Origin of the sequence: Pantoea sp. GbtcB22 (assembly GCF_019091025.1) — a bacterium.
GTDB classification, from domain to species: domain Bacteria; phylum Pseudomonadota; class Gammaproteobacteria; order Enterobacterales; family Enterobacteriaceae; genus Pantoea; species Pantoea leporis.
In genome coordinates, this window is the sequence record NZ_JAGXKB010000006.1 from 1 (window position 1) to 12,211 (window position 12,211).

Here is a 12,211-nt window from a genome sequence, read left to right on the forward strand (position 1 = left end):
TCTGCGTTGCCGCTTTGCCGTCTCAGTGGTGGCGCATTATAGGGAGTTATTCGGAGCTGACAAGGGTTAATTGCAAAAAAATGACTGAGCGCCTCTTTTTTAAACGAACGCGTTAAAAACGGACATTTCCCGGCGAAGAATCAGTCAAAATCGCCGCTTCATCGGCATAAATCAGCGTCATCACCTTAGACACCAATGCTATTCTCTTTAACCAAACGTAATTTCTTTGTCGCAGGCTGACAATTATTCGAGAAGGACTTTCAATGATTCGCTCCGCGCGCAGCATGGCCGGCTTGCCCTGGATCGCCGCCATGGCGTTTTTCATGCAAGCACTTGATGCCACCATCCTGAATACTGCGCTCCCTGCTATCGCCACCAGCCTTGAACGTTCCCCTCTTGCCATGCAATCCGCCATCATCAGTTACACGCTAACGGTAGCGATGCTGATTCCGGTGAGTGGCTGGTTAGCCGATCGCTACGGCACACGCAAAATCTTCATTCTTGCGGTATCGCTATTTACGCTGGGTTCGCTAGCCTGCGCCTTATCCGGCTCGCTGAGCATGCTGGTGGTCTCGCGCGTGGTACAAGGGATTGGCGGGGCGATGATGATGCCCGTCGCGCGCCTGGCGTTGTTACGCGCTTATCCACGCAGTGAACTGCTGCCCGTGCTGAACTTCGTCACCATGCCGGGTTTAGTGGGTCCGATTCTGGGCCCAATGCTGGGCGGATTGTTAGTGACCTACGCCAGCTGGCACTGGATATTCCTCCTCAACATTCCCATCGGTATCGCCGGCATCTTCTACGCACGCAAATATATGCCGGACTTCACTACCCCAAAACGCCGCTTCGACTTTTCAGGCTTCCTGCTGTTTGGTTTGGGTCTGGTGCTGATCTCGGTCGGTATCGAGTTGTTTGGCGAGCGCGTGGTGTTGCCGTGGCAAGCGTTGTTGGTACTGTTTGGCGGCATTGCATTACTTCTTCTCTATATAGTGCACGCGCGTCGCCATCCGGCACCGCTGATTAATCTGCCAATATTTAAAACCCGCACCTTCTCGGTCGGCATCATTGGCAACATAGCTTCGCGCCTGGGAACCGGCTGCATTCCGTTCCTGATGCCGCTGATGTTGCAGGTGGGCTTTGGTTATCCCGCACTGATTGCCGGTTGTATGATGGGTCCAACGGCGATTGGCGCGCTGCTGGCGAAATCCACGGTGACGCAAGTGCTACGCCGCTTTGGTTATCGCCATACGCTGGTGGGTATCACCATTATTATTGGCATATTGATCGCCACCTTCTCACTGCAATCGCCGGGTGGCAGCGTGGTGATGTTGCTGGCGGCACTGTTGATTCTGGGGATGGCGATGTCAACGCAGTTCACCGCGATGAACACCATCACGCTGGCAGATTTAAATGATGAGAACGCCAGCGGCGGGAACAGTGTGCTAGCGGTAACGCAGCAGCTGTCGATCAGCTTTGGCGTAGCGGTGAGTGCCGTAGTGCTGCGTTTCTATCAGGATGTCGAGGCCACAACCGTCGCGCAATTCCACGCCACCTTCCTGACGATGGGCGTCGTCACGGTGTTGTCTGCCTTTACCTTTATGATGTTACGTCCGAGCGATGGGCGTAATCTGATCGCCAACCGCGAGAAAAAGAAGAAAGCGACTTAGACCGAACCGCGCTCCACCAGCTCCGGCGTCAGCACCAGCGTTTGCTGACTGGCGTCGGGATCGCCCATACGATGAATCAAGGTATCAATCGCCAGTTCACCTAACTCATCTTTCGGCTGATGGATGGTACTAAGCGGCGGAGTCAGGTAACGCGCCAGCTCAATGTTGTCATAGCCCATCACCGCAATATCCTGCGGCACGCGCAATCCGGCCTGGAACAAGGCGTGATAGACGCCAACCGCCATCGCATCGTTGCTGGTAAATATCGCTTCTGGCAGCGTATCCAGCGTCAGCAGTTGATTCATGGCGTTGAAGCCGCCCTGAAACTCGAAATCACCATCAACCACAAAACCCGGCAGAACCGATAATCCGCTGTTGGCCATCGCTTTATGGAAACCTTCAAGACGCAAACGCGCGGGGGTTTTATCCTGCGGCCCGGCAATACAGGCAATGCGCGTGTAGCCACGATCAATCAGATGCTGGGTTGCCAGTTCGCCGCCGAGCAGCGCGTTGTCCTGAATAATGTCGCCGCGTCCTTCAAATGGCGCCCAGTCCATCATCACCATCGGTACCGAGGGATAACGATTGAGGATCTCCGCCGACGGCAGATGGGTTTCGGTGCACATCATCAGTAAACCATCGACGCGCTTTTGCATCAGCGTTTCGAGGCTGCGATTCATACGCTCTTCATCGCCTTCGGTATTACACAGAATCAGGCTGTAGCCGCGCTCGTAGCAGCTGTTTTCTACGCCGCGCACCACTTCGGAATAGAATGGGTTACTGCTGGCGGTCAGCAGCATGCCGATGGTGCGGGTTTGTTTGATCTTCAGGCTGCGTGCCAGCGCGGACGGCGCATAGTTCAGCTCACGAATTGCCTGTTCCACCTTTTCACGCACCTGCTCGCTGACAAAGCGATTGTTATTGATGACGTGTGAAACGGTGGAGGTAGAGACGCCCGCCAGGCGGGCGACATCTTTCATGGTAGCCAAGCGCTTAGCCCTGTTGTTGCAGGAAGGCGTCAATCTCAGTGCGCCACGGCACTGAGGGCTGCGCGCCCGGACGCGTCACTGCAATCGCAGCGGCGGCATGGGCGAAACGTACAGCATCATGCATCGCCACACCTTCCAGACGTGCGGTAATAAATGCCCCGTTGAAGGTATCGCCCGCTGCGATAGTATCGATGGCCTGCACGCTGAAGCCCGGAATGCGCACGCCGTTGCCTTGCTCACTCAGCCACACACCGCGACGGCCTAGCGTGATCAACACGGTAGCAATACCTTTCGCATGCAATGCCGCAGCAGCACGCGCGGCATCTTCATCGCTCTTTACCGCAATGCCGGTGAGAATTTCAGCTTCGGTTTCATTTGGCGTGATGATGTCGATAAGCGCGAGCAGCTCATCAGAGAGCGCCGTGGCCGGTGCGGGATTCAGGATCACTTGCGTCTGCTGCGCGCGAGCAATCTTCGCGGCGGCCAGAACGCTTTCCAGCGGAGATTCCAGCTGCATCAGCAACGCATCAGCATCGGCAATCACCTGCTGATGCTGCGCAACGCGAGCCGGCGTCAGCGCGGCATTGGCACCGGAATAGATGCCGATATTATTTTCGCCTTCGCCATTCACGAAGATCATCGCTACACCGGTCGATTCATCTGCGACAGTTTCAACCGGTGCGGTATCAATGCGGTCTTGCTGCAACTGCTGACGAATACGCTCGCCAATATCATCAGCGCCTACACAGGCAATAAAAGCAATGTCTGCACCGGCACGGCCCGCAGCCACAGCCTGATTGGCCCCTTTGCCGCCAAAAGCAATTTGATACTGTTTCCCGATCACCGTTTCGCCCGGACGTGGAAAATGGGCGAGGTTAAGGATGTGATCGGCATTGATGCTGCCGAGAACGGCCAGTTTTGCGCTTGTGGTCATTGGGATTCATCCAGAAAGATGCGCCACCAGGACGGTGGCGCGTTGCCCTGCTTTTCTTTACTTATTATTTGGTCACCAGCTTCAGGTCAACCGGATTAACCGCCTGCACCTTCTCGCCTTTCAATACTTTATCGGCAGTCTGCACGCCAATCACACCAATCTTGTCTGGCATCTGCGCCACAGTCGCGGTCAGTTTACCCGATTCTACGGCTTTCACACCGTCAGCGGTGCCGTCAAAACCCACCACCAGCACGTCGGTTTTACCCGCGGTTTGCAGCGCACGCAGCGCGCCCAGCGCCATTTCATCGTTCTGAGCGAAGACAGCCTGCACATCCGGATGTCCCTGCAGCAGGTTCTGCATCACGTTCAGACCTTTAGTACGGTCGAAGTCAGCAGGCTGGCTCGCCAGGATGTTGAATTTGTGGGCATCGGCTGCCTGTTTGAAGCCTTCGCCGCGCTCACGCGCCGCAGAGGTACCGGCAATGCCTTGCAGTTCAATAATTTTCGCGCCATCGCCCAGTTTTTTGGCGATGAAGTCACCGGCCATTTTGCCGCCGAAGCGGTTGTCAGAAGCCACGTGGCTCACCACGGTGCCTTGTGCTGCTACGCGGTCCAGCGTGATCACCGGAATATTTGCCTGGTTCGCCATCTTCACGGCGTTACCCACCGCATCAGAATCAGTTGGGTTGATCAGCAGCAGCTTGGTGCCGCGCACCGTCAGATCCTGCACGTTCGCCAGCTCTTTCGCCGGGTTGTTCTGCGAATCCAGCACCACGAGGTTATAACCCAGTTGGTCAGCTTCTTTCTGTGCGCCATCTTTCAGTGACACAAAGAACGGATTATTCAGCGTAGATACCACCAGAGCAATGGTGTCCTTAGCCATCGCGCCAGCACTGAGGGTGGCGCCAAGAATGACGGCCAATGCAGTTAACTTTTTCATTTTTAAATCCTGTGTGAAGGTCAGAGTTATTTACTGCTTTTGTTATCCACCAGCACCGCTAGCAGAATGACGACGGCTTTAACAATCATTTGGTAGTAAGACGATACGCCCATCAGATTCAGGCCGTTATTCAGGAAACCGAGGATCAACGCACCAATCAGCGTGCCCATGATGCGACCTTTACCGCCCGCCAGGCTGGTACCGCCCAGCACCACGGCAGCAATCGCATCCAGTTCATAACCGGTGCCCGCTGTAGGTTGTGCGGAAGAGAGACGCGCCACTTCGATGGTGCCCGCCAATGCCGCCAGCAGGCCGCACAGCGAATAGACGATGATTTTAACGCGATTAACGTTGATGCCCGACAAACGCGTGGCCGCTTCGTTGCCACCCAGCGCATAGATGTAACGACCAAGGCGCGTGTGATGCAGCATGTACCACGCCAGCCCGAACACCGCGACCATCAGCCACACCGGCGTTGGAATGCCCAACGGGCGACCGATACCGAACCAGCCGAACAGATCGGCGTTATCGTTAAAACCGGTATTAATTGGGCTGCCGTTGGTGTAAACCATGGTGACGCCGCGCAGCAGCAACATCATCACCAGCGTGGCGATGAAAGCCTGCACCTTGCCGCGCGCCACAATCACGCCGGTAATACCGCCAATCGCCGCCCCCAGCGCCAGCGAAGCCGCAACGGCCACCAGCGCATTCACCTCTAATCCGACAATCGATGCCGCCACCGCGCCGGTCAGCGCCAGCAGCGATCCCACCGATAGATCAATGCCCGAGGTCAGAATCACCAGCGTCATGCCGACCGCCATGATGGCGTTGACCGACGTCTGCTGCAGAATGTTGAACATGTTAGCCAGCGTGAAGAAGTTCGGACTCTGGCTGGCAACCACGGCGATCAGCACGATCAATGCAATCAGTGATTTCTGCTCCAGCAGCCAGGCTTTGCTAAACCAACGACGGCTGGCGGGTAAGGTTTGGGTGCTCATACAACTAACTCCTCGCTGTGTTGCTTACCGACTGCCGCCGCCATCAGGGATTCCTGGGTAGCTTGCTCACGGGAAAATTCGCCACTCAGATGGCCTTCATGCATCACCACGATGCGATCGCTCATGCCCAGCACTTCCGGCATTTCCGACGACACCAAAATGATGCTCAGCCCTTCGGCTTTAAACTGGTTAATTAACTGATAAATTTCTTTTTTTGCCCCGACATCGACGCCGCGTGTCGGCTCATCAAGAATCAGCACATCGGGGCGCGTCATCAGGCCACGCGCAATCGCCACTTTTTGCTGATTACCGCCAGACAGCAGACCAATCGGCTGCTCCATTGATGGGGTTTTAACGTTGAACAGGCGGATAAAATCGCCCACCGCCAGCTGCTCGTCGCTGTGGCGCAGGTTGCCCGCGCCAGTGCTGAAATAGCGCAGCGCGGTCAACGACATGTTCTCTTTCACCGACATGCCGAGCACCAGACCATCGCGCTTGCGATCTTCCGAGATATACACAATGCCGCTGGCGAGGCCATCCTGCGGAGAGCGGGTCACGATCTCGCGGCCGTTCAGCGTCACTTTGCCTTTGCTGCGCGGCAGCGCGCCGTACAGCACTTTCATCAGTTCAGTACGTCCTGCGCCCATCAGACCCGACACGCCAAGGATTTCCCCTTTGCGCAGCGTAAAGCTGACGTTATCAACGCCCGGACCGCTGAGATTTTCGACTTTTAAGCGGATCTCGCCCGGCTGTTGATCGATACGCGGATATTGATCTTCCAGCTTGCGGCCGACCATCATCTCGATCAGGCTCTCTTCGCTGAGATCGCACACCGCGCGTTCGGCAATAAACTGCCCATCGCGGAACACAGTGACGTCATCGCAAATCTCGAAGATCTCTTTCATGCGGTGCGAGATATAAACGATGCCGCAGCCCTGCGCTTTCAGTTCATTGATGACGCGGAACAGCGACAGCGTTTCGGTATCAGTCAGCGCATCGGTCGGTTCATCCATAATGATGACTTTCGACTCGAAGCTGAGCACTTTGGCGATCTCGACCATCTGCTGATCGCCAATCGACAAATCGCCCACCAGCTTGTGGCTGTCGAAACGCAGATTGAGGCGCTTTAATAGCGCATCCGCTTCGGCATACATCTTTTTCCATTCGATGCGACCAAAGCGGTTAACACATTCGCGGCCAAGGAAGATATTCTCGGCAACAGTCAGCTGCGGAATCAGGTTCAGTTCCTGATGGATAATGCCAATGCCTGCTTCCTGCGACGCCTTTGGACCGGAGAACGCCACATCCTTACCCAGCCACTGCAGGGAACCGGCATCCATGCTGTAAATGCCGGTCAGCACTTTCATCATGGTGGATTTGCCCGCGCCGTTTTCACCCACCAGCGCCATCACGCGTCCCGGATAAACGGCCAGCGATGCGCCATTCAACGCCTTCACGCCAGGAAACGACTTTTCAATTCCTTTGAGTTGCAATAACGGTTGCATAGCGGCCTCAGAAGGTCACGCCGGCGCTCAGGATGACATTCGCATACGGAGAACACTCTCCGCTGCGAATGACCGCCTGACTACGCTGCGTATGTTGTTTGAATTGTTCATGGCTGGTGTAACGGATGGTGATGACATTCCCCTGGTGCTGTTGCAAGGCTTCGAGCACGGCGAGCAGTGCGCTGTGGAGCTGCGGATTGTGCTGCTTAATCTCCTCCGCTATCAGGGCGCTTTCGACCTGCATCTCCTGCGTGACAACGTCAACTACCTGTAGAAATTCGGGCGTACCCGGCGTTAACGCCAGATCGATGCGCTGTGGACCGGCCGGAATCGGCAAGCCTGCATCTGCAATCGTCAGCGTATCGGTGTGCCCCAGGCGAGCAATCACATGTGAGACTTCAGCGTTTAACAAGCGACCTTTTTTCATTTATTCCACTCCACAGCGAAACGTTTCGCTGATCGGGAGTGTATAAAATGCGCACGGCAACTCAATGGCGGCATCGCGGAAATGTGATCGCCATCGAAACGTTTCGCTTGTGCCAGAGAGAATTTGAGTTTGGTGGGATTTTGGAGCCGCTGCTGCGGCCCCGAAGATGGGATTACGGCAGTTTACGTACCTGTTTCACGTCCAGTTCGATGGAGTTGAAATCTTTATCCAGTTCGCCGGTCAGTTCTACCTGATCCTTCGGCGTGATGGTCAAACCGTTCCAGCGTTTATGATCGATTTCAACCTTCATGGTGCCGGTGGCATCACGGAACTGATAATCCTCATCACCGATTTGCTTCTCAAGCGTACCGCGCACGGTAATCCAGCTATCGTCTTTCATCTCTTCGGCCTGTTTCACCGTGACAACGCTGGTGTTATCGGTTTTGAACCCGCCGGACTTCACCTGCGCGGATGGCGCATTGGGATCAACAAAGCCACCTTGCTGAGCGGCAAGAACCGGCGTGGCGGCCAGGGCGACAATCGCTAACAGAGCTGCAGACTTTTTCATAATTCACCTCTTTTCCATGAATGTGTCGGTTTACAGGAGCTATTTCACCATAAGGTTCTTAACAGGATCTTAAGAGAATCCGTCTGGCTAACATTCATGAAAAATAGTCTATTTGCCGGGATTTTCGCTGTACAAGAGCAATTGTGCTTCGTATAACTCCGCTTAACAGAAGGAGAGTTGATGCGCATTTTACTGATTGAAGATGACACGCTGATTGGCGACGGTTTGAAAGTCGGGTTGACCAAACTCGGTTTCAGCGTGGATTGGTTTGTCTCCGGCGAAGCCGGATTTCAGGCGTTGACCGCCGCGCCCTGGGACGCGGTGGTGCTGGATCTGTCGCTGCCCGAACGCGATGGTCTGGATATCCTGCGTCAGTGGCGCCAGCAAGGACACGATGTGCCGGTGCTGATTCTCACCGCGCGCGATGCGCTCGATCAGCGCGTCCAGGGATTGCAACTCGGCGCCGACGATTACCTGTGCAAGCCGTTTGCGTTAACAGAAGTGGCGGCACGCTTGCAGGCGCTAATCCGTCGCCGTCACGGGCAACTGCAGCCGGAACTTAAACACGGCAACGTGGTAATGGCGCCCGGCAGCCACAGCGTGCTGTGCGATGGCGAAGCCGTCAGCCTGAAGAGCCGCGAACTGGCGCTGCTGGAACTGTTTCTGCGTAATCCTGGCCGCGTGCTGACGCGCAGTCAGCTGGAGGAGAAGCTCTACAGCTGGGATGAAGATGTCTCCAGCAATGCGGTGGAAGTGCACATTCATCATCTGCGCAAGAAACTCGGCAGCCAGTTTATTCGTACCGTACACGGCGTCGGTTATACGCTGGGAGCGGCGGAATGAGTCTGTTTCTGCGCCTCGCCATCGGCTTTGTGCTGCTGATTATAGTGTGCGGCGGCTTGGCCGGCCTCAGCGCCTGGCATCAAACCCGCGATACGGTAAACGAGCTGTTTGATACTCAGCAGATGCTGTTCGCCAAACGGCTGATAGCGCTTGATCCCACCTCGCTGCAGGACGTGACGTTGCCGAAAACCAAAGCGATCCTGCGCCATCACCGCGGCGATCAGGATGATGATGCGCTGGCATTTGCCATTTTCAGCGCGGCAGGCCAGCCACTGTTGAACGACGGCGAAAACGGTCGCGACCTGCAATTCGATCATCAGCGCGATGGCTTTGTTGATGGACGACTGCGCGGCGATAAAGATAGCTGGCGCCTGGTGTGGCTCACCTCCGAGGATAAGCGCTATCGCGTGGTGGTCGGGCAAGAATGGGAATACCGCGAAGATATGACGCGCGATCTGGCGCTCAGCAGCCTGCTGCCGTGGCTGATTGCCATGCCCTTTATGTTGCTGCTGCTGCTGGCGCTGGTGTGGTTCGAGCTGCGCCCGTTGAAACGCCTCACGCTTTCCCTGCATCAGCGTGCGCCGGATGATGCCACGCCATTGCCGGACACGCGCTTGCCTAAAGAGGTGAAGCCGCTGGTGGTGGCGCTCAACGGTTTGTTCAGTCGTATGGCGCATCTGGTGCAGCGCGAACGTCGTTTTACCTCCGATGCCGCCCATGAACTGCGCAGCCCGCTGGCGGCGCTGCGCGTGCAGAGTGAAGTGATTCAGTTGGCTGATGATGATGAGGCGATGCGCAAACGCGCCATTCAGCAACTGGATAGCGGCATCGTGCGTGCCACGCGTCTGGTGGATCAGCTCTTAACGCTGTCACGCGTGGAAGCAGACGATCTGCGCAGCGAGTTTCAACCAGTGGCGCTGGCGCCGCTGCTGCAAAACCTGCTGGCGGAGCACTTCCCGCAGGCAGAACAACAAAACACCGCTTTGCAGTTCACCAGCCATGCCGAACCGGTGATGAACGGTCATCCGCTGTTGCTGGGGTTGATGGTGCGCAATCTGCTGGATAACGCGCTGCGCTATTCGCCGTCGGGCAGCACTGTTGATGTGCAGCTCAATGCCCGCGCCATTACCGTTGATGATAACGGGCCAGGCGTCAGCGATGAGCAGTTGATAAGGTTGGGTGAACGCTTCTGGCGACCGCCGGGACAGGCGCAAACCGGCAGCGGATTAGGGCTTTCCATCGTGAAAAATATTGCCCAGCTGCACGGCGTTCGCTTGCAGTTCAGCCAGCGCGCCAGCGGAGGATTGCGCGTCACCTTAAGTTGGTGACGCGCACAGCGTTAAATCTCGACCTGGGTTCCCAGCTCGATCACGCGGTTCGGTGGGATTTCAAACTGATCGGGCGCGCGCAGTGCATTACGTTGCAGCGCGAGGAACAGCTTGCCGCGCAGGCGCAGATACCACGGACGATCGCCGATAATCAGCGATTCATGCGACATAAAGAAGGAGGTTTCCATCATGCGGCAGTTCAGGCCTTCAAGACCGCAGCGGTGGAAAATCTCTTCGACGTTTGGCGTTTCGCGCCAGCCGTAACTCGCCACCACGCGCCAGAAAGTCGGCGACAACTGTTCGATGGTCACACGACGGACGTTGTGCACGTAAGGCGCATCTTCCGTACGCAGCGTCAGCAGCACTACGCGCTCGTGCAACACTTTGTTGTGCTTGAGGTTATGCAGCATGGCAAACGGAATCACATTCAGCGCACGCGACATATACACCGCGGTGCCCGGCACGCGTACCGGCGGCGATTTCTCCAGCGACGCAATCATCGCTTCCAGTGAATTGCCGTGCTCATGCATACGACGCAGCAGACGGAAACGCTCGCTTTTCCAGGTAGTCATGATGATGAACATCATCAGCGCCAGCGTCAGCGGCAGCCAACCGCCGGAGAACACCTTGATCAGGTTGGCGGAGAACAGCGACACGTCGATGATCAGCATGGCAATCAGAATCAGCACCACCAGATAGCGGTTCCAGTGCCAGTTTTGAATCGCCACGGTAGAACAGAGAATGGCGGTCAGCACCATGGTGCCGGTGACCGCGATGCCATAAGCCGCCGCCAGATTGCTGGAGTGCTCGAAGCCGACAATCACAATCACCACCGAGAAGTAGAGCAGCCAGTTAATCACCGGAATATAGATCTGCCCGGACTCCTCTTCTGAGGTGTGCACAATGCGCATCGGCGGCAAATAGCCGAGACGCACTGCCTGACGCGTTAATGAGAACACGCCGGAAATCACCGCTTGCGAGGCGATCACTGTGGCTAAGGTGGCGAGAATCAACATCGGGATCAGCATCCAATCCGGCGCAAGCAGGAAGAACGGGTTTTTGATCGCTTCAGGATGTTTGAGCAGCAGCGCGCCCTGACCAAAGTAGTTGAGCACCAGTGAAGGCAGCACCACGATAAACCAGGCGAGACGAATCGGAAATTTACCGAAGTGGCCCATATCGGCATACAGCGCTTCCACGCCGGTAATCGCCAGCACCACCGCGCCCAGCGCGAAGAAAGAGACACTTTTGTATTGAATAAAGAAGTGCAGCGCCCAGTAAGGATTCATGGCGTGCAGCACGTCAGGATTATTAATGATGCTACGCGCACCCAATACGGCGAGGATGATAAACCACAGCAGCATCACCGGCGCGAACAGCTTACCGACAATGCCGGTGCCGTGCTTCTGGATGACAAACAGCAAGGTCAGCACCGCAATCGCCAACGGCACGATGTAGGTATCGAGGCTCGGCGCGGCAATTTCCAGACCTTCTATCGCCGATAGCACCGACACCGCCGGCGTGATCACAACTTCCCCGTAGAAGAAGCTGCCGCCGATCAGGCCCATGATCACCAGTATCGCGGTGGCTCTGGCGCCGGTATTTCGTCCGGCCAGCGACATCAGCGTTAAAATCCCGCCTTCACCGGCGTTATCTGCACGCATCACGTAGCTGATGTACTTCAGCGACACCACCAGAATCAGCAGCCAGAAAATCAGCGACAGGAAGCCAAAAACCGCTTCGCGCTCCACGCCAAATCCAAACTGACCAGAGAGGCATTCACGCAATGTATAGAGTGGGCTGGTACCGATATCGCCATACACCACGCCAATTGCCGCCAGCGTGACTGCCCCAAGGGACTGTTTCTTATCCGAGCTCATAAGTTGTCTTTTGTTGGAGCCGGAGGCGCTTGCCTTCCGCTCAAGCCATCAAAAAGCGCACAGTATGCACATATTCCCAAAAAAACCTACTCTTACAAAGTGTCACCATCGCGTCGGTGACGCGGTTTTTCG

General features: G+C 56.1%; 12 protein-coding genes. 3 read left to right on the forward strand and 9 right to left on the reverse strand.

The features are described from left to right. Positions 1–112: 112 nt before the first annotated feature. Positions 113–325, reverse strand: coding sequence for a hypothetical protein (locus tag KVT28_RS17710; protein ID WP_217549666.1), 213 nt, complete (start codon positions 323–325; stop codon positions 113–115). On the opposite strand from KVT28_RS17710, the gene mdtD reads away from it, so the two are divergent. After that, entirely contained in the window at positions 264–1,667 is a 1,404-nt protein-coding gene (mdtD, locus tag KVT28_RS17715; RefSeq protein ID WP_217549492.1) for a multidrug transporter subunit MdtD, read from the forward strand. The two genes, KVT28_RS17710 and mdtD, sit on opposite strands and share 62 nt — an antisense overlap. Here the strand turns inward: mdtD and rbsR are convergent. The 7 genes from rbsR to KVT28_RS17750 form a co-directional block, all read right to left on the reverse strand. Continuing rightward, complete coding sequence (gene rbsR / locus KVT28_RS17720; protein ID WP_368734931.1) at positions 1,664–2,656, reverse strand: ribose operon transcriptional repressor RbsR; 993 nt, start codon at positions 2,654–2,656, stop codon at positions 1,664–1,666. The genes mdtD and rbsR overlap by 4 nt on opposite strands. Before the next feature lie 4 nt (positions 2,657–2,660). Then, entirely contained in the window at positions 2,661–3,590 is a 930-nt protein-coding gene (rbsK, locus tag KVT28_RS17725) for a ribokinase (RefSeq protein WP_192236788.1), read from the reverse strand. 64 nt (positions 3,591–3,654) lie between these two features. Then, on the reverse strand, positions 3,655–4,530 hold the full coding sequence (gene rbsB, locus KVT28_RS17730; RefSeq protein ID WP_008106759.1) for a ribose ABC transporter substrate-binding protein RbsB: 876 nt from the start codon (positions 4,528–4,530) through the stop codon (positions 3,655–3,657). 26 nt (positions 4,531–4,556) lie between these two features. After that, positions 4,557–5,528 (reverse strand): ribose ABC transporter permease, encoded by a 972-nt coding sequence (gene rbsC / locus KVT28_RS17735; RefSeq protein WP_008106756.1) that lies wholly within the window; start codon positions 5,526–5,528, stop codon positions 4,557–4,559. Further along, positions 5,525–7,033 (reverse strand): ribose ABC transporter ATP-binding protein RbsA, encoded by a 1,509-nt coding sequence (rbsA, locus tag KVT28_RS17740; RefSeq protein ID WP_101763923.1) that lies wholly within the window; start codon positions 7,031–7,033, stop codon positions 5,525–5,527. The genes rbsC and rbsA overlap by 4 nt, the downstream gene beginning before the upstream one ends. 7 nt (positions 7,034–7,040) lie before the next feature. Then, a complete protein-coding gene (gene rbsD, locus KVT28_RS17745; RefSeq protein WP_137386811.1) occupies positions 7,041–7,460 on the reverse strand; it encodes a D-ribose pyranase in 420 nt (139 codons plus the stop codon). Positions 7,461–7,632: 172 nt separating this feature from the next. Next, complete coding sequence (locus tag KVT28_RS17750; protein WP_217549493.1) at positions 7,633–8,028, reverse strand: YgiW/YdeI family stress tolerance OB fold protein; 396 nt, start codon at positions 8,026–8,028, stop codon at positions 7,633–7,635. A 180-nt stretch (positions 8,029–8,208) separates the two neighbouring features. On the opposite strand from KVT28_RS17750, the gene qseB reads away from it, so the two are divergent. Then, on the forward strand, positions 8,209–8,871 hold the full coding sequence (gene qseB / locus KVT28_RS17755; protein WP_101763920.1) for a quorum sensing response regulator transcription factor QseB: 663 nt from the start codon (positions 8,209–8,211) through the stop codon (positions 8,869–8,871). Then, positions 8,868–10,199, forward strand: coding sequence for a quorum sensing histidine kinase QseC (qseC, locus tag KVT28_RS17760; RefSeq protein WP_101763919.1), 1,332 nt, complete (start codon positions 8,868–8,870; stop codon positions 10,197–10,199). The genes qseB and qseC overlap by 4 nt, the downstream gene beginning before the upstream one ends. An 11-nt stretch (positions 10,200–10,210) precedes the next feature. Here the strand turns inward: qseC and kup are convergent, their stop codons facing one another. After that, positions 10,211–12,079, reverse strand: a complete 1,869-nt coding sequence (gene kup / locus KVT28_RS17765) for a low affinity potassium transporter Kup (protein ID WP_101763918.1) — start codon at positions 12,077–12,079, stop codon at positions 10,211–10,213. Between the last annotated feature and the right edge of the window lie 132 nt (positions 12,080–12,211).